Consider the following 24,729-nt stretch of genomic DNA (forward strand, 5'->3'; position numbering starts at 1 on the left):
ATAGAAATATGATCTTTATACATGATCCAACAAGTCCAGATAGTACTGCCTTAATGCTTTCTGTAAGATGACGGGCTCCATAATCTTAATCGATTTACCATAGCCTGCAAGATATCTCACTATGAAATCAAGCTCGTGAGGTTCATACGAACCAACAAGATACATGTGTCCCATCTTCTCGATGATCTGCATAGATGGGAAATGTTCTTGCTGGAATAGCTCAATCCCGGCTTCGTCCATCAGGCATTTGAATGGAATTGCTTGTTCCGATGGTTTCCATAGAGATTGGGCATCCTGTGAATAGAGTTCCTTTACATGAGTTAAAGGTTCAATCTCCGTTGTTTCGGCTGAAATGATGCGGTCGCAGCGGAATACACGATACGCTTGTTTATGCAGATCATAGGCCTGACAATACCAATAACCTTTCCTGGCATAGAGCGCGATGGGTTGAATGGTGCGGATATTGGTGTTTGCAGAAGATGGCCTTTGATCAGAGGATCTACGCTGATTAGCGTACGTAATCTGGATCACTATATTCTGAACAGCAGCCATCAACAGAAACTCCAAATGTGCACTGTCGCCGATCTGCTCGGTATGTTGGAAGTAAACCCGGTGTTGGATGTTCTCAATATCCTGTCGTTGCTTGTCGGATAACGCGTTCATAAATTTCTCATGAATGGTACGGAAAGAGATTTGAAAGGGTAGGCTGGAGAAGCTGCGAAGAGCCTGCATCGCAAAATAAAGGGCATGAAGCTCCCCCGTATTAAACGAAATGGGAGGCAGCTGCATCTGTTGCAACAGTCGATATCCGCCGTAGCGTCCATATTCGACATAGATGGGCGCACCTAACTCTTCCAATGAAGCGATATCTCTTAACGCGGTTCGTTTGGAGATCTGGAACTCCTGCATGAGATCTTGCAGGGTGAACTGTTGTTTTTGATTAATGAAGCGCAGCATCTGGTTCATACGTTCTGATTTTTTCATATCAAACCCTCTTAATGGTGCCATAGATTGGCACCTTTCGTTGTTATAGTGATAAGTGTAATCCAATAGGAACAAGGAGGCAATATAATGAATTTTGAAGTGATACCATTTTTGTCGATGAACGGGGATGCGGCGGCAGCCATTGCTTTTTATGAAGAGTTTCTGGGTGCCAAGGTGATATTCAAGAAAAGTTATAAAGAGATGAAGGAGATGAACCCAGGTTTCGAGTACCCTGCCGGTCAAGATGAGTATATTACACATTCGGTGCTGGAGATTGGGGTTAACAAAGTCATGATTGCGGAAGAAGCAATGGACACGGAGAGAGCATGGCAGCTGGGGAACAGCACGTCACTATGTATTCAATCCAAGGATAAAGATACCATCGATCAACTGTATCATTCTCTGATGCAACATGAGGGTGTGAAGATACTGGTACCGTATGAACAAAATGAATTCAGCCCAGGATACGGTATTGTACGGGACCCATTTGGCATTGCGATTCAGCTATGTGTCACTGTACACGATTTTTAAAATGAGTTCAGGCCCCCGGTTAAGCACTCGGTATGTAAACCTGTAACTAACTTAAAAACATCAAAAAAAGAAGAGCCATGGATATCATGCGCTCTTCTTTCTTCGGTTTCAATACAAGGTTGTTCGAGCAACCGATGGTTATAGCGGACCCCTTTTCGTGTAAATCATATAGGTACGGATGTCGCTGTGTACAAGCAAGTTCAATGGATAAAGGAAAGAAGGGATAACATGATTACGAGAGGAATCGACCATATTGGAATAACTGTACGGATATGGAGCAGGCGACACTATTTCTACAACAGGCGTTTGGAGCTCAACTTGCCTATGACCATATAACGCCGGATGATCCCCCACAGGAAGGACCCGAGGCAGAGCTTAAATTAGGACTGCGTTCAGGAGCAAAGGTTATTCATATTCGGATGTTATCGCTCGGGGAGAGCGCTAGTATAGAGTTATTTCAGTACACGAATACAGCGCAATCGGAGCCAGTTAGGGCATCAGATTACGGATTGCAGCATATGGCGTTGTATGTGGACGATATGCAAGAAGCTGCACGACACTTCAAGGAAGCGGGCGGGGTGTTGCTAACAGAGCCTGGGGCATTGACCGGTCATATTGAAGGTGGAGAAGGCAATCAGTTTGTGTATGGAAGAGCACCTTGGGGGATGCTGATCGAGCTGATCTCCTATCCTGCGGGCATTCAGTATCCGAATCACAGTGAAACAAAGCGCTGGACACCACGAAAAAAATAATAAAGATGAGACTGGATAAGAAACAGAACGACGCATGACAAATCGTTCTGTTTTTCTTGTATATAGGGGTTAAACGGTTACTAAAAATCAGAAATTATGTTACAAATACGTTACAAATACAGAAGTGTATACCTCTTTGCCTTATGTTACGATACGTACTAGTAGATACAGAGATATTTTACGGATAAGATAAGTTATAACGTCTCTTTTCTGGACGATGAATATGCTCCGAAAGTATGTTGATGGAACCCTTTTATCCAGGATATTGGAGAAGCATTGAAACGAAGGAACAACTATATATTTTGACTTCACAGGGTTGCAATAAAAATAAATAACAACAGGTGATCCAAAATGCTGCAAATCGGGTATCCATAGTAGAGCCATCTAGAACCTGATGGATACATATGTTGTTATGATTGTTTTTTGCTAGTTAAAGGCTGTCTATTATGGAATGAACTGTGGGGGTTATCAAGTGTCTATATTAGATATGGAAAAGAAAGATGTTGTCACCGATGCAATGGTCATCAAGGCGATGGAGAAAAGTCTTGCTATCATTCGATTTGATCTGGATCGCCGGGTAACCTACGTGAATGAAGTCTTTGCCCAGACGATGGGATATACGGTAGATGAGATGTACGGCATGAAGCATCAGCAACTGTGCTTCGGTCAATTTGCAAATACTCCGGAATATGATGCTTTTTGGAATAGCATATTTAATGGTGTCAGCTTCCAGGACAAGGTTGAACGCAAGGATGCAAAGGGGAATTCCGTATGGCTTGAGGCGACATATATGCCGGTGTACGATGAGACAAATCAGAAGATACTGGGTGTATCCAAAATCGCCACCAACATTACCAACCGTCAGAACAACATTTCGGTCGTAGTGAATGAGCTGAAAACGATGTCCCATGAACTGAATGGGCAGGCAGATGTAGGCATTGAACGGAGCCAGGAATTAATGTCCAGTATCTCCTATATCTCAGAGGTGTCAACTTCTAACCGTGCAACGTTGACCCATCTGCAGGAACAGGCCGGATCGATTCAGGGCGTGGTACGAACGATACGCGAGATTTCGTCTCAGACGCAACTGCTCGCGTTGAATGCTGCCATTGAGGCTGCACATGCAGGAGAATACGGACGAGGATTTGATATCGTGGCCAAGGAAGTTAAGAAACTATCCGCAATGGTGGAGAGTTCGATTAATGAGATTCGTGATAGCGTGACTGGAATAACCAAGGAGATTGGTAATATCACGGGTGGTACCAAAAAAGTAGAAGAATATGTGGAGCAGAGCCAGAAGCAGATTGAGATCGCATTGAATGATTTTACAGCAATTGCTGCTTCAGCTCACTTGTTGGATGCCAAAGCGGAGCATGTGACCAGAATCGTATAACAATATATAGTAATAGCGGTTCCTTGCACAGGAACCGTTTTTTTGTCGTTCAGTACTCAAAAAAACGGGAATTATTGTGATCAAACGGGGACACAATACTTGGGAATACCTGCAGCTATGTCATGCAGAGAAATGTTGGGGTGGGAACATGTGGTCAACAATTGTATCCTACGTGCCGGATTGGTCCATATGGATTCAGGCATTCTTGGTCTTCATCATTCCAATTGGTATTACATTGAGCATGCGCTGGATCAATGCTGCCATTAAGCGCGGAAGCTTCTCTCGTTCCAAGCCATCGTCCATATCCTCGAAGGATATCTCGCCAGCAGCCAAAGGGCAGGGTGAAGGGACCGAAACAGGCCACTATGCCAATATTAAAATAACCGAAAAGTACAGCATAAATCTGACGAGTGTGAAAGAAAGCTTTGGACTCAATGCAGACGTGCATATTCGAGAATTTATTATTAAGGGAACGAATACACGGGCTGCGGTCATCTATACCGAAGGCCTGGTAGATCAGGACTTAGTTGATGATCACTTGATTACACCGTTGATGTTCGAAGGTGTTCCTCTACTTAAGCAGGAGGGTTTTCTCCATCCAGACAACGCACACTTACTGTCGGCATATCTGCAAGATCAATTACTTCCTGTCAGTCTGGTTGAGGAGACGAAGTCCCTCCAAGAACTCGCAGTTGGTGTGTTGTTTGGGAAAAATGCACTGCTGGTTGATGGTTTGCCAGGTGCTTTATTAATTGGAGCTCATAAGATCAAAACAAGAGGTATGAATGAACCCTTGTCAGAGGGACTGCTTCGTGGGCCTCGTATTGGTTTTACAGAGCAATTAAGCGATAATACAGGCATTTTACGTCGTTATGGAAGTGATCAGAGCCTGTTTATTAAGAAGTATGAAGTGGGTTCACGGATCAAAAAAGATTTGGCGATAGCCTATATTCAGGATATTGCCGATCCAAATCTCGTTGCAGAAGTATGCAAGCGAATCGAAGAGATGGATATGGATTCAATGCTCGAATCAGGTTATGTGGAACAACTCATCGAAGATAATACGCTGAGTCCTTTTCAGCAGGTACTGAATACGGAAAGACCTGACCGAGTGATGGGTGCCCTTCTGGAAGGCCGAGTGGCAATTTTGTTGGATGGAACGCCATTTGTATTAATTGTACCGGTGACCTTTAGCATGTTGCTTCAGTCTCCAGAGGACTATTATGAACGCTGGATTCCTGGAACATTTTTGCGAGTGCTGCGTTTTATGGCCGCGATGCTGGCATTGCTTGCTCCTGCGCTCTATATCTCGTTTATCTCGTTCCATCCGGGTCTTATTCCAACCAAGCTGGTATTGACGATTATTGAAACGCGTACCGGAGTGCCATTCCCCTCAATTATTGAGGTACTCATCATGGAGCTTTCAATTGAAATCTTGAGGGAGGCCGGGATACGCTTGCCCAAACCGATTGCGCCAGCGATGGGTATCGTAGGAGGTCTGATTATTGGCCAAGCAGCGGTGCAAGCGGGAATAATAAGCCAATTTCTGGTCATTGTCGTTGCGGTAACAGCCATATCTTCCTTTACGATTCCTGTCTATAGTGCGGGATTAACGCTAAGGATTCTACGATTTGCCGCTATGTTCAGCGCAGCCGTACTTGGATTGTTTGGCGTGGTTATGTTCTTTCTGCTTGTGTGTACACATCTGGCACGACTCTCAAGCTTTGGCGTACCTTATGTTGCACCAGCCGTTCCTTATCACATGAATGAATGGAAGGATTTTGTTATCCGTGCTCCGCTAAACATGATGAGAATGCGTCCCAAGATGACTAATCCGATCGATGATGATCGGAAAAAATAAACGGAATTCCATCTACTGAAGGTCTGGAGGTGAACTAAAGTGAATGGCTCCCAAGGAAAGCTAACCACGACACAGGCCGTTGTAATTATTGTCAATTACATGCTTGGTGCCGGGATATTGACACTACCTCGAACGACCAGCAAAGCTGTCGGAACACCGGATGTCTGGATTTCCATTATCCTATCTGGATTCATTATCTTAGGCGTCGGAATTATTCTGGTTACGCTGTGTCGCAGATTCCCGGAGAAAACCGTCTTCCAGTTCACCCGTGAGATTACGGGCAGCTGGATTGCTTACATACTGGGATTGTCTATGATTATGTATTTCATAGTTATTGCCGCATTCGAAATCAGAGTTATGGCTGAAGTAACAGGGATGTATCTGCTCGAACGCACCCCCACCTGGGTGATTGTGATGGTCTTCATGTGGATCGGTGTATATATGATTTCAGGCGGGCTTGGCGTTATCGTACGCGTGTTTGAGATCATCCTTCCGATTACGATTATTATATTTGTGATTGAAATTTTGCTTAGTAATCAGCTATTCGAGATTGGCAATCTGAGACCCGTCCTCGGTGATGGGATTATGCCCGTTTTCCAAGGGTTGAAGCCTTCACTATTATCTTATACGGGCTATGAGGTGATGTTAATCATGACTGCCTATATGAAAAATCCGAAGAAGAGCAATAAAGCGATGACCTGGGGGATACTCATATCCACTATTATCTACTTGATCACGGTGGTGATGGTTATAGGCAGTTTATCGCTCGATGGCATCAAAACTCGAACCTGGCCAACACTGGATTTGGTAAGAAGCTTCGAAATCCAGGGTCTGATATTCGAGCGTTTTGAATCCTTATTGCTGGTCATCTGGATTATGCAAATCTTTTCGACTACAGCAATTACACATTACTGCGCTTCGGTGGGTATTCGTGATTTGTTTCGTTCCAAAAAAATCAAAGGCATCATGTACGGCCTGCTGCCGTTCATTTATCTGACAGCAATGATACCCAAAACAGTGGATGATACCTTCGTACTAGGAGATATGCTAGGCAATGTGTCCGTATTTTTGTTTGGCATTTTACCTCTGGTACTACTGTTGTTAAGTCTGATTCGCAAAAAAGGAGGCAAGCATGCATGATTACATTCCGCATGTTGTTACGCTTAGCCACTGTATTATGCATTCTCTTAACGATATCCGGATGTTGGAGCAGTCGAGAGATAGAGGATCTAAGTGTCTACGTTGGTCTCGGGATCGATATCGGCAAAGAGACGGAATTTGAGGAGAACATCGCCAATCAGGGAGGAGGGTACTCCAAGCAGAACAATTTGACGGCCACGGTACAGATTGCTCCCGGTAATTCCAGCAGTCAAAAGAGCCAACAATCCGGTTCGCCTGCTTCTGGTAAAACGTCCTATTCCAATGAACAGCTTACCGGAGATTCATTGCTGCAAATCTTTCGTCAGTTTGCACTGAGACGAGATCATCCGCTCATCGGACATCATCTGAAGGTTATCGTTGTGTCCAAGGATATCGCCAAAAAGTATGGTCTGGACCAGCTGCTGGATTTTGTACTTCGGGATAACGATATTCGTCCTAACTGTCTGGTGTTGATTAGCCATCATCGCGCTGTTGATGTACTGACTTCAGATGATCCTTCCCGGATTCCAGCATTTTATCTTACAGGTATTACCGGTAATTCATACTTGTCCAATAAAATCCTGGACCCCGTTCTACTCTCCAAATTAGATGCACAAATGCAATCCGGTTCCAGCTTTTTGCTCCAGAATGTACTGAACTTCAATGGAGAGGACAAGTTCTCCGGTGCCAGTATCTTTGATGGGAAAACAACCAAATTCATCGGGGAACTCAGCCAAACGGATCTAGAAGGGCTATCTTGGCTCAGACCTAAAGAAAAAGGAGGTATCTTGAAGACATACAATAAAGAGGGGTTCACTGTTGTATATGAAATGAAGAAGAAAAAAACAACAATAATTCCAAAAGTGGTTGGCGATGATATTTCATTCCATGTGAAAACTGAATCCGAAGGCTGGTTGATGGAGGATTGGCGTGCTCCCGAGGAAGAGGAAAAAGGTGCGTATCTCAGTGAATTGGAAAAAGAATTTGCTGAACTTGCCAAACAACAGATTCGACAGTTGTTATACAAACTGCAGCATACCTATAAAGTAGATGTTGCGGATTTTCGGGATAGCTTGCGTATTAAAGAACCTAAAACATGGAAAAAAGTCAAAGACGATTGGGATAAAATTTTTAGCACCGTGCCGATCACCTATGAGGTAAAGACCACCATCACGAATCCGGGGTCTTCCACCGAATAGCGAGGTGTGCCATATATTATTTAATTGTTGACACATTCATGATAGATCGCTATATTAGTAAAAAATCATTTTCTTATCCAGAGAGGTGGAGGGACTGGCCCTTAGAAACCTCAGCAACAGATCTGAAGGATACTGTGCTAATTCCAGCGGGTGAAAGCCTGATAGATAGGAGCGTTTGTTTTTATTTGTCAGTAACGGCGCACTCTTTAGGCAGAGTGGGTCTTTTTTGTTTTTTCTGGATGAAGAAGTAGGGGAGCAGAAGGTATGGAGAACAACAACGACAAAGGGCATTTTCAGCGGAAAATGCAGGCACGGCATGTGGTCATGCTCTCTCTCGGAGGAGTCATTGGAACGGGATTATTCCTCAGCTCAGGTTACACCATTCAGCAGGCGGGACCACTGGGAACCATTCTGTCCTATCTGATTGGAGCCATCGTTGTATATCTGGTGATGCTCTGTCTTGGTGAACTGTCTGTTCATATGCCAGAGACGGGAGCATTTCATAGTTATGCAGCCAAATATATCGGACCGGCAACAGGTTACACGGTGGCTTGGTTATACTGGTTAACCTGGACTGTTGCGCTTGGCTCCGAATTCACAGCCGCCGGATTGCTTATGCAGCGCTGGTTCCCATCGGTAAACGTATGGATATGGAGCGCGGTTTTTGCACTGATGATCTTTCTGTTTAACGCTCTAACGGTGAAATTTTTTGCGGAATCCGAGTTCTGGTTCTCATCTGTAAAAGTAGTGACTATCGTAATCTTCATTATAATCGGTGGCGCAGCCATGTTCGGCATCATCCCGATGGCGGATTCTGAACCGGCTCCATTTATATCGAATATTACCGCATCCGGGTGGTTCCCTCATGGGGCTACAGCGATATTGATGACCATGCTTGCTGTAAACTTTGCCTTCTCAGGCACCGAGTTAATCGGGATTGCCGCCGGTGAGACGGAGAACCCGGAAAAGACGATACCAAAGGCTATTCATACAACGCTGTGGCGTTTGGTTATTTTCTTCATCGGAACGATTGTTATCTTGTCGGCCTTGCTACCCATGTCGGATGCCAGTGTACTGGAAAGTCCATTTGTAGCGGTAATGGAGCGGGTGGGTGTACCCTATGCAGCAGATATTATGAACTTTGTTATTCTGACGGCGATTCTCTCTGCTGCCAATTCAGGCCTGTATGCTTCGTCGCGGATGCTCTGGTCTCTGGCTGACAAAAAAACGATCTCCCCGTGGTTTGCCAAATTGACCAAACAGGGTGTACCCCTGAATGCACTTCTGATTAGTATGGTGGGTGGTGCGCTGGCATTGCTGTCCAGTATTATTGCACCAGGTACGGTGTATATTACGCTGGTTTCCATTTCAGGTCTGGCTGTCGTTGCGGTATGGATGAGCATCAGCGCTTCCCAATACATGTTCCGCAGACAATATATCCGGGAAGGACATGCGGTCAAAGATCTGGTCTACCGCACACCACTGTATCCGGTGGTACCAATTGTTTCATTTATATTATGCCTGGCTTCATGCATAGGTATTGCCTTTGACCCGACACAGCGGATTGCGCTGTATTGTGGGGTTCCGTTTATCGCAGTATGTTACGCTGCTTATTATCTGACAGAACGTGTGAATAAGAAAAGAGGACAAGTACATGACGCAAGAACAACAGACTAACCCCATAGAACAGATCCTTCGTGAACATCCGGTCATGATTCTGGATGGAGCGTTGGCTACGGAACTCGAACAGCATGGATGTGATCTCGATGATCCACTATGGTCTGCTCGTGTGTTGCTTGAGAATCCGGATGTTATTGTTCAGGTCCATGCAGATTATTTTCGAGCAGGAGCCGACTGTGCGATTACATCCAGTTATCAGGCGACGGTGGATGGTTTCCGCAAGAGAGGGATCGATGAACAGTCAGCACTGGAGCTGATCCGGAAGACGGTGGAACTGGCTGTACAGGCGAGAGATGACGTATGGGCAGAAGTGCAGAGCGGTGTAGTAGGGAGAGAAAGCTCGACAGGTCAGCTTGTAAAAGCTCCTTCAGTACGTTCCGAGAACGTGGAGAACGAGGAGAACGAGGAGAACATAACAGATCGTACAGGGGATCGCGAAGCAGACAGTCTTCGTCCACGTCCAATTATTGCCGGTTCCGTTGGTCCGTACGGCGCCTATCTGGCGGATGGTTCAGAGTATGTGGGACATTACGACGTGTCGGATGAGACGCTTGCCGCATTTCACCGTCCACGTATGGCGGCGCTGATTGAAGCGGGTGCTGATATTCTGGCGTTTGAGACGATTCCTTCCTTGCAGGAAGCACAGGTGCTGGTTGATGTACTGAAGGAGTTTCCTCATGCGTATGCCTGGTTATCATTTTCTTTAAAAGACGGGACAAGCATCAGCGAGGGCACACCGCTTGAGGTATGTGCACAGACGTTTGGCTCCGAGCCGCAGGTTGCGGCAATTGGCCTGAACTGCGCTCCCATGGAAGTGGTGACGGAAGCCGTAAGTATTCTTAGCCGTGCCAGCGACAAACCTGTTATTGTGTATCCGAACTCAGGTGAGACGTATGATGCAGTGACGAAGACGTGGAGTGGACAGGGTACATGTGGCAGCATGAGTGATGCTTCGGAACAGTGGGTTGCTGCGGGCGCGCAAATTATTGGCGGCTGCTGCCGTACTACGCCACATCAGATTGGTGTACTTGCGAAGAAATGGCGGAATTAGTTCATATCATGATAACAAGCCCTTCCACATCCTATAGAGGTATGGAAGGGCTTGTTTTATTGTGTTAAGGCATTCTGATTACATTATTCGATAACCAGCATACGTGGCGATGCTTCCCGAATGATTCTCGAAGAGAACCACGAGCCAAGACTGGCTGCAATGATGCTTAGACAGGTGAACAGTACCATTCCACCCCAATGCAGGATCAGTGGAAGCTGTACGATACCATAACCGGAAAGGACCATTTCGAGTAGAAGAGGCAGCAGGTATACGCCGACGAAAATACCCAGTATGGCTCCCACGGAGGACAGTATGAACATTCCCATGGTGAGCGACAACCGGATTTGGCGAGATGTCATTCCCAGCGATTTGTATATCCCGTACGTTCTGCTTTCTTTACGGATATTGATTCTACAAGTACTGAAAATAATGATGAACGTCACAATGATAAACAGCAATCCGATCAGGCTCATCGGATAGATCAGGATGTTAGCGGCTTCCGCGTAAACCGAATCAAGCAAAGTCTTCTGAGTGACTACCGAAGCAAAATCTTTAAATTGCTCATTTAATTCAGAGGCAACCTTACCCGCTTGTGCCATATCGTTCACATTGATGAAGATAACATCAAATTCACTATAACCGGGGTTCACACTTCTCATGGCATCAATGGTGATTCTGCCTGAAACAGACATGTTGGCGATCGCCTGATAGATGCCTGTGATGAGGAATGTACGCTTTTCTCCTTCAATATAGATATCGATAAGATCACCGAGATCTTTATTTGATGTTTTGGCTACACTTACACCAAGGGCAATTTCATTCGCATGTTGTGGGTTACCCCCTTTTAACGTTTCGAATCCAAGTTCCTGATAACTCCCGTCCAGTACACTCAAGTTGAGACTGAGGGATTGGCCCTTCACTGTTGCAGAAGACTCCGGGCTAATTACACCCGTTGTGTTCCCTTGCCAGCCTGCATTGCTAATCCTTGTATCCTCTTCTAACGTGTGTTTCAATACAGTCTTTGGAAAGTTACCTTTGTTCACGACTACTGCTGCGATATTGGCATTGTCATACCCCCATTTAGCTGCGGTCTGTTCAATTCCGGTTATACTGGTCAGCAGAACATAACCCAGAACAAGTACGGAGGAAGCCATGGTGGCTAGCAGGAGTGTTAGAACAGAGCTTTTGGTGTTTTTGAACACATGTCTGAATCCAAGTACGGCGGTGACAGGCAGTCGTGTAAATCCGATCCAGTGTGCCCATGGCGAATTCATTTTGCCAGCCATCCGGCCGTGATCTGTCTCCGACATACCATAACGAATAGCTTGCACGGGCTGTATGCTGCGTGCCTTTTTGGCATATAACACAGTGAACAGAATCACTAGAGCAAATAGTAGTACGCCGGACAGTATGGCCGCATCCAATCCATGGACTGGAATGTTCTGATTCCCCACTCGAAGAGAGGATACAGAAATATTAATGATCCATTTGGATATCCATATACTGAGTGCAAGTCCTGGGATAATGGCTACGATGGATATCAATGCATATTGAATAACATAGGTGCCTATCGTTTTTCGGGAAGTCAGACCTAGTGATTTGAGGATTCCTATCGTTCTGTAATTGGCCAGGATGGCATCCGCAATCGTAAATCCGATGGTCATCAGGGCGATAGAGAGCATGACAACACCCATGAATATCATGATGAATCCAATAACCTGATTGATGATCAGATAAAAAGAGGCAATGGCCTCGAACTCCATTTTGGATTCCAGAAACGGAATACCTGTCTCACGATTGTACCGTTCCCAATACACCGAATTCATGCTGTAATCGTTAAAATGGATGCCCATCATACGATTCTCGTTGCCAGCAAGTGTAGCGAGATCATGTTGATAATCGGCAGGATTCATCCAGACCCGTGCTGTATTGGAGAAGGGTGCCCCGTATGGTACATCGATGACAATGCCCGATACATTCAATTCAAGTGTGCTTGAGCCGGTTTTGAAGCCAATGGTATCACCTACCGAGATATGATAAGCATTCGCCATGGACGTTGGAATCCAGACGGAGCCTTGTTCGGGAACTGTGTCGGGCGTCCCGCTTGAGAAAATCAGTTCATCCACACCCCATGGCGGTGGAGGCGTATTAAACATGTACAGGTAGATGTTAGGGATGTGAGTTTCATTCAAAATGATGCCTGAAAATGTACGATACGTTAGCAAAGGGGACACCTGAACTCCATCCTGAGAAGCCCACCAGTTGTGCACAGCGTCAGGGTCATTCAGTCCTTTTTCAAACGTCAGGATCTGATGAGATCCATGGGTTCGGGTATGCATTTCATAAAACTGATTGCCGGTGTTCGCCAGAATGACAGTAGCTGTAGATACAAGAAGTGTCGAGAGAAGCAGGAGCAGCGCAATCAACGCATTTTGTATTTTGTTCCTACTCAGATACGACAAGCTAAGTTTAAATATGACAGCCATCGTTATTCCTTCCCCGTAACCAAAGCGAAGATAATCGCTTCACGATCCTGAATTTGATGTTCGTCATAGGTGTCAAACTCAAGGATTCCGCCAATCTTGCCGTCTTGAATATAGATCAGGCGATCTGCCCGACAGGCGGCCTTGATATCATGCGTCACCATAACAACAGACTGTCCTTTTCGATGCATATCTGTAAGGATATCGAGAACGGCTGTGCCATGTTCCATATTCAAGCTTCCGGTCGGTTCATCGGCAAAAATGATATCCGGCGAATTGATCAAAGCCCGTGCAATCGCAGCTCGTTGCTGCTGTCCTCCGGAAGTTTGGGATGGGAGGCGGTTACGCTGTCCATCAATATCCATGGCATTCATCAACTCAGCAGCGCGGGATAGGATGTCCTTCTTTTTGTTTCCTGCAATATATCCCGGTAAAGCAATGTTCTCTTTGATGGAAAGGTCTGGGACCAGATTGATACTTTGATAGATATAACCGATCCGGCGGGTGCGGAAATCGGACATTTGGCGTTCACTGTAAGCGTCAATCCGCTGGTCGCGAAAATAGACCTCACCTGCTGTAATCTGATCCAGTCCGCTTAGCAGATATAAGAGGGTTGATTTGCCAGAGCCAGAGTTACCCATGATGACCGTGAATTCCCCTTCATAGATGTCAAGATCAACATTACGGATGGCATGATGTTGTTCACTTCCGCTGTTGTACGTTTTGCACAGATTCTGTGCACGGATAATCACCTTTTTGGACAAGTCGAATCACTCCCGAGTGCAATATAGGATTCATTCTAGAGGAGGGATGTTGAGGAAGCCTTATTGAATTATGAATAAAGTATTACAGCTGTGGAGGGTGCTCAGCAGATCGGCAGATAGAACCGGAAGGTTGTACCTTGTCCTTCTTTACTAGTAAAGGAAATATGGCCTCCATGTGCTTCAATAATGCTTTGGCAGATAGAAAGGCCCAGCCCTGTACCTTCCTGAACACGTTGTTCTGCATGACTCGCCTGGCCTCTGAAGTAACGCTGAAAAACAAACGGCATGTCCTGTACACGTATTCCCTGACCCGAATCGGCAATCGTCACATTCAAATGCTCAGATTCCAGTTCCATATCTATACGTATCGTGTCTCCTGGAGCTGTATGCTTGAGGGCATTGGCGGCAAGATTGGAGATCACCTGTTCAATTCGAGTGGGGTCGATAGCGATTAACACATTGGGGATGTAGTTGGGTCCTTTATAGATAAGCCCCTTTGTTAGGACAACATGTTCAATAGGTTTCAACATCGTCTCCAGTATAGGCCCACTGTACAACTCACGGGTTTCCACCGAAATTTGCCCCAATTCCTGAAGTGCATGAACCAGCAGATCCTCCACAAGGCGGGCTGTTTTATCCGTATGGGTTCGCATCACTCCCATATATTCCATCAGCGTCTCCTGATCGTTGCATAGTCCTTCCTCAATAGCTTCTATGTATACTTTTATCGTGGTAATTGGTGTTTTAATGTCATGAGATATATTGGTGATGAGTTCTTTTTGTGCTTGTTCCTGCTGAATACGCTGCTCGCTCATATGTTTAATCTCCGTGCGCATTAGATCAAACATGGCATATACTTCGAGCAATTCATCGTTCCGGTTGTACTGGATTTTTTCTTCATAATTGCCTTTAAGCATGGATTCCGCATGTTGCTTCAATTGATGGATGGGAGAGAGCAGGTGTTTGTCCAGTTTTCGTTTCATCCAGAATAGAAATAAGCTCAGAATCAGTGACAGGAGCAGGAGTGCGCTAATCAATATAACCGGAAAAGTCATCGATTGCTGAACCGTAACCATGGCTTGGGGGATGGAAAAGATGGCATTGCCGATCTGACTTCCCGTGGGTCCGTCCATCACAGGAAACGCAATATCAAGCAAATCGTTACCGTCCGCGGCCTGAGTGGCATGATGCAGATCATAATGAAGAGCTTTACGCAGATTAGCTTGCGTCCCTTCAGAGGTGGGGGCGGAGGACAGAATGACTTTTCCATCCAAGTTTAGATAGGTAAGCAGAACCCCGGTCTCTCTGGCGGTGGAACGTATGACTTCACGAATATTTTGTTCATTAAGATGCTGATGATTTTGCTCCAAAGCGAGTAAGATTGGATTGACCTTGAGTCGAACCTGATTCAGGGACAGATTGGATACGCCTGAATTTCGATCTTGTAACAGCATCATCGACAGTGCAAGGATACTTAAAACGATAATAATGAGAAGCCCAAGTGTTGTTAACAACCAGCGTTTGGACCAGCTGTTCAATGACATGTGGGTGCCTCCAATCTCACTTATTCGTAATTGAATTTGTAACCGACACCCCATACCGTCTTCAGAACGGTCGGATGCGAGGCATCTGCCTCAATCTTTTCACGTAGTCTGCGAATGTATACGGTTACGGTATTTTCATCACCGTAGGTTGCATATCCCCAGATGGCGTCGAGCAACTGGGCTTTGGAGAATACCTGATTCTTATGGCTTGCCAAGTAATGAAGTAATTCGAATTCCTTGGCAGACAGAGAAACTTCCGATCCGTTTAATGTAACTTTATAGGCTTTTTTATCAATCACCAGGTTTCCAAGATGCAGCAGATCTGTTCTGTCTCCAACGGATGTCATGCTGTCATAACGCCTGAAGTGGGCATTAATCCTTGCTAACAATTCGCTCAGCGAGAAGGGCTTGGTCATATAGTCGTCTGCTCCAAAGCCAAGTCCAAGTACCTTATCGGTATCACTGCCTCTGGCACTTAGAATGAGGATGGGGATATTGTTGCGCCTTCTGATCTCTCGGCAAACTTCAATCCCGTCCATGTCCGGAAGCATAATATCTAGAATGATGTAGTCTGGTTCAATAAGCTCCATGATCTGAAGTCCATCTTGTCCAGTGGCTGCCACGGCGGTTTCATATTGATTTTTGGTTAAATAATCTCGCAGAATGCGCGAAATATCTGATTCATCCTCAATGATGAGGACTTTGCGCTGGTGGGTTAGCATATGTATCGCTCCATTATTAGAGTATCTATATAAGATGTTTAGTTGGTTGAAACTGTAAGAAAAACCTATGATTTTAACTATACAGGTTTGATGTGGATGAGTCATGAGGGAAGTGAGTAAGTTACTTTAATGCGTAGAGAATAAAACTCAAGAGCCTTCTCTTTCTACTCGCGGCTGATGAACTAAGCCAAATAGTTGAAAGAGAGGCCCTCCAGTATTATCAATCAGTCAATCTATCTTCCTTCGAATCCCGCAGGTGAAGTTTTAACTTTTTTTCCACTTGTTGCTTTGACTTTTGATTTGTTTTTAAACATTGTAGGATCAATATCAAACATACTAATTGCAAGTTGATTACCACCATGAACGTGTGCGATTAACTTGTCATGCCCTTTAAAAGGAGCATAAGCTGCGGAACCACCGAACTCACCTGTATTAGCCAAAATGACAGGTTGGTACATATGATAGTTTAAAGCTGTAATCATGTTATCAAAAGTATCTACATCTTGATTTAGTGCAGAAATAACATACATATCAGAAATATCTCGAAGATCCGCGGCTTGCTCAAGGTCAGTAGAATCATAACAGATGGCACCTGCTACTCGAATTCTTCTGTTTCCTGATTTTTGAAACTCTACTAATAACTGATAAGGGCGGTGTCCTTGAATCTCCATGGACTCTTCATAAACAGTCATATTTTTTTTACCTTGCCATACGGTAACATCAGGGTCATCGTCAGAGTATAGAATCCATATAGCTTGGTTAACCAATACTTTATCTGTAGTTCTTTCTTGAAAGCAAACACCTGCGAATATACTAGCTTTAGTCTGTCTTGATAATCTTTTTAGATAATCGATATCATCTGCGTGAACCGAAAGTTCTGGAAAAACAATGAGATCAACAGCATTTGCAGCTTCTCGTTTATTAACGACAGAATTTGATGATGCAGCTTGCCATGCAGCTAAATGTTTATTTACTAGATGGCAAACATCAGCGATATGCCCACGGTGTTTCCTTCTAAATTCAGGTGTCCAGTAAATGGGGTTTTTCAAATTGAAATCTGACATGTTAGGAAGTAGAGATTGAACAATAACAGCCCTAAATTGATTATCTTCTTCTCTTTTTTTGTTGATAACTGGTAACACATAAACTGGAGTATTTGATAGCTTACCGTAAAGCTGCTGTTGTGTCTTTTTTCGACCTTTTATAATCTTCATTAATTCAACGCGTGTGGGTGCTTCACTAAAATTTTTAAGGTGTCTATCGAAATAATGAATGCCAGGCCACTGAAGCATGCGAAGAAGGAGCTCACTTAGCCAAGGTGATAGGGGTAAGGGTTCTGTGAAAACACCTTGAGCGAACACAGACATACCAAAACGTCGGGTAAACCATGTTGATTTCAATCCTTTGTAGCCGTAGGAGATCGAATGATCTTGTCTAATCAAATATGAGTGTGTTGTAAAGTCATATTCTCCAGTAATACAAGAGCGTATAATGCTTCCTAGATTATAGAGCCAAAAGTACTCTTCTTTTACCCAAGGCTTATCATATAAACGATCTAATGAAAGTGTAGAATTACTACTACTGGAAAGTGTGAGAGTAAAAGAATCCTTTATACTCGGATTTTGTATAGAATCAAATTGCTTGAACTTAATTTGTACATCTTCAAGTGAAAGTCCGCTTTTAGAATTCAATCTATTGTAGAAGCTAGGATCTAATAATTTTTCAATTAAAATTAGTAGTGCATTCTCCTGTTGGAAAGGATTATCGGGACTACTGATAATAGTTGCTAGGTTATAACTAGTTTTATTTGTTGATTTTTGTGACAGTACTTTTTTGATATTGTCTCTGTAAGCGATAGAAGAAAGCTCTGGTGCTTCGTACAGTACCTCTTTTTCTATTTTAATATGTTTGAAAACTTCACGCACCAAATCTGGTCGATTTATGGATAGCAACTTTAATGTTGTGATTTTTAAATCTACGCTCAATAAGTTGTAGAATTCAGACATCCAAAGTGCAAATCTAGTCACATTTGGTTTGAGTTGTTGCACGACTAGACTTGTCACAAGTCGATCTTCAATTTTCTGTATATCTACAGGTTCAATAGTTTCATAGAGCAAAGACTGATGAAGAACAACATAATGATCCATTGCTTTTAGGCTTTCCCAGTTTTTAAATGCATATGGTTGATCCAGGGAAGCTAGATATAGTGCAGCCTGCTGGTTTAGGTACCATGAGCATTGAGTTGCATTTTTTAATATTTTTCGAGCAAAGAGAGCGAGTGTCTCGCGAAATGCTTGAACATCTATATTTTGCGGATAGTCCTGTTTATGGCGATATCCTATCCAAACTGCACTTGAACAGAGGAGATCCGCTGCTACATATTCCATTGCAAATTTATGTTTTTTTTCATTGATATTAATTAAAAAAGAAAAAGGAAGAATAAATATTTTAGATTCTAGAGCATCAATAACTAAACTTAAAAGAGACGGATCGGGATAGAGATCTAGTCCGAATTTAAGTAAAGAGGAAAGAGCTGGATTCCTTGACCAAATGGAAATCAATTTGCGTGAATATAGCTCAAGATCATGATCAATACTTGCAACATTTCCACTTGTCTGTTGCGATGTATTCACAAAATCTTCTTCAGGAATGTTAATTCCTTTCTGTGTTCTCAGAGCATCAACTAGTCGCTTTGCAGCGAAACGTTTAAGTGTATCTGAGTTGACATCTACGTTTAATACAGAGATTCTCGATAGAGCGAGACTATTGAAATTGTTTTTTTGCTTCTCATCAAGGTGTTCCGAAAGTTGCAATAGACTATCTAAATCACTTATGATCTGTCTAATTGAGTCTATATCAGGAGTACCACTGATTACATTTTGAAGCATATTCATACGAGCTGACAACTCATTTTGGCTAGATATCTCCTGATAGCTTTGAATTTTTGTTTTGTCTTCATTGATGCACAGGGGATCACTATGTTTAGTAACTTTCATTGAACTGAGATGTGTGTGTAGACATAAGCCGACTTCCTTAGTAATTACGCTTATGAGTTCTTGAGGCAATATATCATCGCTTGCTTCAATAACTAAACGCATGTCATCTACATATCTACAATAATCCCGGATTCTAATCTTGTTTGATAAGTTTTCAGTTTTAATTTCTTTATGTAAAAGTTCACCAACTTTTTTATCGAATCTCATCATATATATATTTGAGAAAAATCCTCCAGCTACAAGACCCTGAGGCAAGCCTTCTGGTAAATCCTCAATCTCAAATATTTCCATTGATTTCATTTTATCATCAGGATCCCATTTCCATGAGAATATGTTCTTGAGACTTTTCCAGAATGAATTGTCATCTTTTAAAGAAAGATCAGTAATTTGGTATTTAGAAACGTAATCCTCGTATAACCGCTTTGTTTCGTTAATCAAGGCTGTTCTGTCTATTCGATCATAGAATTTCTTAAGATCAAGCGTAATTACATACTGCTTCATACTAGGTTGTGCTATTGAATTATAGTATTGGCACATAAATTTTGGCCTTTTTAAGAATTGTTGATAGTCTTCATAGTACATTCGATAACTTTTAGAATTTCCCCAGCCAAATGTTGCCTTGTTTTTTCCGTCCATAGAATCCCAGTGACAGTGCAGTCGATTTCCATAACTAAAAACGCTTTGTTCTTGTGCTTCGACGAAATTATCACCGTCGGTAGGTCCCTGTAGAGTTTCAATTGCATCAGCCAAGCACAACATTGCTGCCGTAGCAATGGATTGGTCCCGAATTCCTATGTGTGCTAACGGGCGTAGACTAAAGTCCTCTTCAGTATCTATATCTGAAGTCTTATCTGTAGGTTTCCAGTAAACATTCCCTTCTTTAGGAAACTCCCAAGTAGAGGTTTTGGGCGCAGGTACCAGCATTAAATTATCGGGTTTGTACACATCCGTTTTTAGTTGCTCTGCCCAAAGATTAAGATTTTTTTCCAAAGTAATAGTTGATAGATCAAGTTCTAACACATCTGCATACCAGTTATGCCGCCTGATATAGCTGTGAGATTTTTTCCAAGCTTGCGCTAAGATAACAGGATCCACTAAATATTCTTTCCGTGGAGATAAGGCCAGGTACTTTTCATTAATGATTGTCATATAATTCCTCCATGTTTATTTGTTAAAGGCAGACAAATTTGTTCATATACATTAATTATTTATTTGTAAAAAGATGCAGATTGATTTTCATTATACTATATTGAAAAATAGTCTATAAAAATGGTTTAAGAAAGAGAAGGTAGTTAGAAATTAATAAAGTGATTGAAAAGCACATAATCAAAAATTATAAACACAACTATACATGTTCCAAATCATCAATGGGTTCAGGTTCCCTTTCCCGATACTCCGCCGGAGACACACCGAAGTGCGCCCGGAATACCCGGTGGAAATAGGAGTAACTTGCAAAACCACAGGATTCGGCAATATGCTCCAGTGTCATTTCACTGTATTTCATTCGTTCCAATGCCGCATTCAAACGGATCTCAATCGCATATTGAATCATGGTCTTATTGTAGTGCTCCTTAAATAAACGGACTGCACGTGACAGGCTGAGGCCCGCATAACGAGCCGCTTCATCAAGCTTGAACGTAACAGTGGCATGCTCCTCAATGAAACGTTTTAACTTCAGCGCAGAGGAAACTGCCCGATCGGTCTGTATATTCTCTTTAATTGCCCGGTCGATATACAGACATAATCCGCGTAGTAACGCATCCTTTAGCTCCGCATTTTCCTCAAGAGGCCCGCGACGTTTCTCAAGTAACATATTTCTCCACAGGCTGATGAGTTTGTCATCCAGTCCAATTCGGCTCACGGTAGATCGATGCTGCCGTTTCCACCAGTTCTCGATCCAGCTGCCCTCGCAGAACAGATAATAATCTCCGCTGGACAAACGTCCTTCCTTATGTGGTTCATCGACAACGAGATGGTAGTCGTCACCAGGCTTTAAGAGCAGCAAGTCCCCGCTCGTCATCCTGAATTCCTCATCCTGTACATACACTTTGCACGAGCCTTCGGTCTGCAGACGGAACAGATAGGTTTGCAGCTCGCCCTTCATATTATGAGTGAACGCTTTATAGTGGTATGAGTAGTCACAGATCAGTACAGATGTCTCTAACGTATCCAAAGATAAAATCCCCCAATATGTACATCCTTTTACATCATAAGTTTAACTTAACATTTACACGAAAACGGAGAGGACAGAAAGAACCTGAAGAAACGAAGTGTTCGCCTTTATCTCCGGATTTTATCCTTTTGAAAAGGAAATCAAAAAAATCTGGGGATAACAGCGATCGGAAGGTTGTTCTGTCATCGGAGTGCCAGTGTAAATATCTTCAGTTGAAATTAGCTACATTCAATTGATGCAAAATGATGGAAATAAAATTTGATCAGATAGTTCATGTTCTGACTATATTGTATATGTTCATTCTAGCCTGTTTTGCGTTAGGATGATACCAGATAGAGCAATGAAAGCAAATTTGAGAACAGAGGTGTATCCTACATGAAAAAACTTAATATTGGTTTGCAATTGTTTACACTCCGTGATGAAACTGCAGCAGATTTTCGTGGTACGTTGCGTAAGGTAGCGGCCCTTGGATATGAAGGTGTGGAGTTTGCCGGATATGGCGATATTCCAGCTGAGGAAATGAAAGCGCTACTAGATGAACTTGGACTGAAAGGATTCAGCAGTCACGTTTCACTACATGCGATGCGCGAAGACTTGCAAAAACAAATCGATTACCTGAAAACAATTGGTGCACAATATATCATTTGTCCTTACCTGATGCCAGAAGATCGTCCTGAGAATGCAGAAGGTTGGACCAAGCTATTCGCTGAGTTACAACAATATGGAGCTGAAGCAGCGAAACAAGGATTGATCTTCGGTTACCATAACCATGACTTTGAATTCCACGGCCAGGTTGGCGATGCGAATGCCTTTGATGCCATGTTCGCTCAAACATCACCGGAAGCGGTAAAAGTGGAAATGGACGTATGTTGGGTACAATTTGCGGGACAAAATCCGATCGAGTATATTAATAAATATGCGGGTCGCTTGCCGCTGCTTCATCTGAAGGACTTCAGCAAAGACGAACAGGGCCAGATGAAAACACTGGAATTGGGACAAGGTTCGGTTGACCTGCCAGCTGTTATTGAAGGCGCTACGAATGCAGGCGTGGAATGGCTGATCGTGGAACAAGACGTATGTCAGAATCCTCCGCTTGAGAGCGTATCCAATAGCTACAACTGGTTGAAAGAAAACTACTTGAATCAATTCTAATGGACCATCGAACCATGAAAAATGCTAATCTATTTGTCAAAGGAGACTTATGTACATGAGTAAAATTAAAGTTGCTGTATTCGGCTGTGGAGCCATTGCCGAGCGCAGACATATTCCAGAGTACGCTGCCAATGAGAACGTAGAACTTGTCGCTTTTGCCGATCCGGTTGTGGAGCGTGCGGAGAAGATGGCCGAGACTTACGGCGGTAAAGCGTATTCCAGTTACGAAGAATTGCTTGCAAACGAAACAGTGGATGCCGTTAGTGTGTGTACACCAAACTATCTGCATGCGCCAATGGCGATTGCTGCTGCAAATGCAGGCAAGCATGTATTGGTTGAGAAACCAATGGCAGTATCCACTGAAGAAGGCGAGCAAATGATCGAAGCTGCCAAGAAAAATGGCGTGTATTTGATGGTTGGACACAACCAACGTTTGATGCCTCCTCACGTAAAAGCAAAAGAAATTCTCGAATCCGGCAAACTCGGTAAAGTCCTGAATTTCCGTACATCGTTTGGTCACCCGGGTCCGGAAGGATGGAGTGTGGACGGAGCTGAAAGCTGGTTCTTCCGTAAAGAAGAAGCGATTATGGGCGCAATGGGCGATCTGGGCGTGCACAAATCCGACTTCATCCGTTATCTGCTGAATGATGAAGTATCTGAAGTGGCTGGTTTCATCAGCACACTGCACAAGGAAGGCACTAAAGTTGACGATAACGCAACTTGCTTGCTGCGTATGAAGAGCGGAGCGATCGGAACGCTCGTAGCGAGCTGGACACAATACAGAGCTGGAGACAACAGTACAGTGCTGTGGTGTGAGAATGGTGTTATGAAGATCGGAACAGTGGAAGGCGACGAAGTTATCATTGAGCTGACCAATGGTACAGTTGAGACGTACAAAGTTGGTGCCATGGCTACCAACGAGAAACAAGTGCCAAGTGGTGTAATTGACGCATTTGTAGAGTCGATTGTCACTCAAACACCTCCAGCGATTTCAGGGGAAGAGGGCTTGCGTTCTCTGCAAGTGATCTTGGCAGCATTCGAATCCGAGAAAACAGGTCAGATCGTTAAACTGTAATCCAACCGAATGACAGTGTAATTTCTAACATTCTATATGTCTTAATCTATGATATAAGGGACTTATCTTCAGAGAAGTGTTCTGGGGTAAGTCCTTCTTTATTTGTTCCCGGGCAAGTGGGGGAAAGTGAACAGTATATATGGTAATTTGTGCAACAAGGTTAAAGCATCTGATCGCTTGTGCAGAACAGAAAGAGACTGACATTTCACGCTATCGCGGAATATCAGCCTCTTGGAGTCATTAAATTGAATGATAGAATGTTTAACTCTCTTTAGATGCCAGCCGGTACATCACTGCCCAGATCCAACCATGCGATTTCAGCAGGAGTAAGCGTGATGCGTGATCCTTCGTCACAGGAGAGCAGTTCTGCCTGATTCTGGGCTCCGATCAGCGCACAGGTTGGGAACGTCTGATTCAATACATAAGCAAGTGCAATCTGGATTGGTGTTGTTTTCTTGGAATTAGCCAATTGTTCAGCCCGATGCAACCGTTCCCAGTTATCATCACTGTAGAATACACGCACCAGATCTTCGTTATCCCGAACTTCAGGTGTGAATCTTCCAGTGAAGAAACCACGTGCTTGGGACGACCAGGATAGCAATGGTAGTTTGGTTTGCTCATGCCATGCCAGCGTCTCTGCATCTGCTGACACACAGCCTTCCCAGAAAGGTTCGTTTGCTTTGGCGAGACTGAGATTTGGACTGCTGAATGTGAAGCCCTTCAGGCCATTTGCCGCAGCGTATGCATTGGCTTCCTCGAGCCGCTGCCAGGTCCAGTTGGATGCGCCAATTGCGCCGATTTTGCCGGATTCAATATGTTCGTTCAGTGCTTCAAGAATAACACTGACAGGGGTATTGGGATCATCGCGGTGCAAGGCATACATCTCTACGTGATCTGTCTGAAGACGCTCCAGACTTTCCATCAAGTCACTGCGGATGGCATCAGCGTTCACACGTGGCCCATTCTGGTCATGATGCGCGCCTTTGGTGAGAATGACGATCTGGTCGCGGTTACCACGTTCCTTCATGTAACGACCAAGGACTTCTTCACTCTGTCCACCACAATAGATATGTGCTGTATCTACAGTGTTACCGCCAATCGACAGAAAAGCATCCATGTTCGTAGCTGCTTTATCGTAGGCATTATGCACGAAATAATCGGTTCCTTTAATCAATCTGGAGACACGTTTACCTGTACCAGCAATTTCGATAAATTCCATAAGTCAGTTC

Annotated in this window: 18 protein-coding genes and 1 riboswitch; of the genes, 10 read left to right on the forward strand and 8 right to left on the reverse strand. The window is 43.8% G+C overall.

The annotated features are described in order from the left end of the window. Positions 1-15: 15 nt before the first annotated feature. The gene (locus C170_RS04465) at positions 16-984 is read right to left on the reverse strand and encodes a helix-turn-helix transcriptional regulator (RefSeq protein ID WP_036606752.1); all 969 of its coding nucleotides are present in this window, start codon (positions 982-984) and stop codon (positions 16-18) included. Between the two features lie 87 nt (positions 985-1,071). Here C170_RS04465 and C170_RS04470 point away from each other — a divergent pair, with 87 nt between their 5' ends. From C170_RS04470 to mmuM, 8 genes are all read left to right on the forward strand, one after another. Further along, positions 1,072-1,515, forward strand: coding sequence for a VOC family protein (locus C170_RS04470; protein WP_036606754.1), 444 nt, complete (start codon positions 1,072-1,074; stop codon positions 1,513-1,515). 272 nt (positions 1,516-1,787) lie between these two features. Beyond that, positions 1,788-2,267 carry a VOC family protein gene (locus C170_RS04475; RefSeq protein WP_235200714.1) on the forward strand — a complete coding sequence of 160 codons (480 nt, stop codon included), beginning with the start codon at positions 1,788-1,790 and terminating at the stop codon, positions 2,265-2,267. A gap of 472 nt (positions 2,268-2,739) precedes the next feature. Next, positions 2,740-3,660 carry a methyl-accepting chemotaxis protein gene (locus C170_RS04480; RefSeq protein ID WP_235200715.1) on the forward strand — a complete coding sequence of 307 codons (921 nt, stop codon included), beginning with the start codon at positions 2,740-2,742 and terminating at the stop codon, positions 3,658-3,660. Between the two features lie 148 nt (positions 3,661-3,808). Continuing rightward, a complete protein-coding gene (locus C170_RS04485) occupies positions 3,809-5,521 on the forward strand; it encodes a spore germination protein (RefSeq protein ID WP_036606757.1) in 1,713 nt (570 codons plus the stop codon). A 39-nt stretch (positions 5,522-5,560) separates the two neighbouring features. Further along, the gene (locus tag C170_RS04490) at positions 5,561-6,661 is read left to right on the forward strand and encodes a spore germination protein (RefSeq protein WP_036606759.1); all 1,101 of its coding nucleotides are present in this window, start codon (positions 5,561-5,563) and stop codon (positions 6,659-6,661) included. Then, on the forward strand, positions 6,658-7,860 hold the full coding sequence (locus C170_RS04495; protein ID WP_051447013.1) for a Ger(x)C family spore germination protein: 1,203 nt from the start codon (positions 6,658-6,660) through the stop codon (positions 7,858-7,860). The genes C170_RS04490 and C170_RS04495 overlap by 4 nt, the downstream gene beginning before the upstream one ends. Positions 7,861-7,930: 70 nt before the next feature. Next, positions 7,931-8,032: riboswitch (SAM riboswitch) on the forward strand. A 92-nt stretch (positions 8,033-8,124) separates the two neighbouring features. Next, positions 8,125-9,537: an S-methylmethionine permease gene (gene mmuP, locus C170_RS04500; protein ID WP_036606762.1), complete on the forward strand. Its 1,413-nt coding sequence runs from the start codon at positions 8,125-8,127 to the stop codon at positions 9,535-9,537. Next, positions 9,515-10,591 carry a homocysteine S-methyltransferase gene (mmuM, locus tag C170_RS04505; protein ID WP_036606765.1) on the forward strand — a complete coding sequence of 359 codons (1,077 nt, stop codon included), beginning with the start codon at positions 9,515-9,517 and terminating at the stop codon, positions 10,589-10,591. The genes mmuP and mmuM overlap by 23 nt, the downstream gene beginning before the upstream one ends. Before the next feature lie 83 nt (positions 10,592-10,674). On the opposite strand, the gene C170_RS04510 is transcribed toward mmuM, so the two are convergent. The 6 genes from C170_RS04510 to C170_RS04535 all read right to left on the reverse strand — a co-directional run bounded on the left by C170_RS04510 (position 10,675) and on the right by C170_RS04535 (position 21,273). Beyond that, a complete protein-coding gene (locus C170_RS04510) occupies positions 10,675-13,077 on the reverse strand; it encodes an ABC transporter permease (RefSeq protein WP_036606768.1) in 2,403 nt (800 codons plus the stop codon). A 2-nt stretch (positions 13,078-13,079) separates the two neighbouring features. Beyond that, positions 13,080-13,838 (reverse strand): ABC transporter ATP-binding protein, encoded by a 759-nt coding sequence (locus tag C170_RS04515; protein WP_036606770.1) that lies wholly within the window; start codon positions 13,836-13,838, stop codon positions 13,080-13,082. Between the two features lie 101 nt (positions 13,839-13,939). After that, positions 13,940-15,382, reverse strand: a complete 1,443-nt coding sequence (locus tag C170_RS04520) for a HAMP domain-containing sensor histidine kinase (RefSeq protein WP_036606772.1) — start codon at positions 15,380-15,382, stop codon at positions 13,940-13,942. Between the two features lie 20 nt (positions 15,383-15,402). After that, positions 15,403-16,104, reverse strand: coding sequence for a response regulator transcription factor (locus C170_RS04525; RefSeq protein ID WP_036606774.1), 702 nt, complete (start codon positions 16,102-16,104; stop codon positions 15,403-15,405). 233 nt (positions 16,105-16,337) lie between these two features. Then, positions 16,338-20,249 carry a reverse transcriptase domain-containing protein gene (locus tag C170_RS04530; RefSeq protein ID WP_036606776.1) on the reverse strand — a complete coding sequence of 1,304 codons (3,912 nt, stop codon included), beginning with the start codon at positions 20,247-20,249 and terminating at the stop codon, positions 16,338-16,340. Positions 20,250-20,445: 196 nt separating this feature from the next. Continuing rightward, complete coding sequence (locus tag C170_RS04535; RefSeq protein ID WP_036606779.1) at positions 20,446-21,273, reverse strand: helix-turn-helix domain-containing protein; 828 nt, start codon at positions 21,271-21,273, stop codon at positions 20,446-20,448. A gap of 375 nt (positions 21,274-21,648) precedes the next feature. On the opposite strand from C170_RS04535, the gene C170_RS04540 reads away from it, so the two are divergent. After that, positions 21,649-22,425 carry a sugar phosphate isomerase/epimerase family protein gene (locus C170_RS04540; protein ID WP_036606781.1) on the forward strand — a complete coding sequence of 259 codons (777 nt, stop codon included), beginning with the start codon at positions 21,649-21,651 and terminating at the stop codon, positions 22,423-22,425. A 55-nt stretch (positions 22,426-22,480) separates the two neighbouring features. Further along, the gene (locus C170_RS04545) at positions 22,481-23,500 is read left to right on the forward strand and encodes a Gfo/Idh/MocA family protein (RefSeq protein ID WP_036606783.1); all 1,020 of its coding nucleotides are present in this window, start codon (positions 22,481-22,483) and stop codon (positions 23,498-23,500) included. A 271-nt stretch (positions 23,501-23,771) separates the two neighbouring features. Here C170_RS04545 and C170_RS04550 read toward each other — a convergent pair whose 3' ends face one another. Next, positions 23,772-24,719 (reverse strand): aldo/keto reductase, encoded by a 948-nt coding sequence (locus C170_RS04550; RefSeq protein WP_036606785.1) that lies wholly within the window; start codon positions 24,717-24,719, stop codon positions 23,772-23,774. Positions 24,720-24,729: the final 10 nt, after the last annotated feature.

Source organism: Paenibacillus sp. FSL H7-689, from assembly GCF_000517905.1.
Lineage (GTDB): Bacteria > Bacillota > Bacilli > Paenibacillales > Paenibacillaceae > Paenibacillus > Paenibacillus amylolyticus.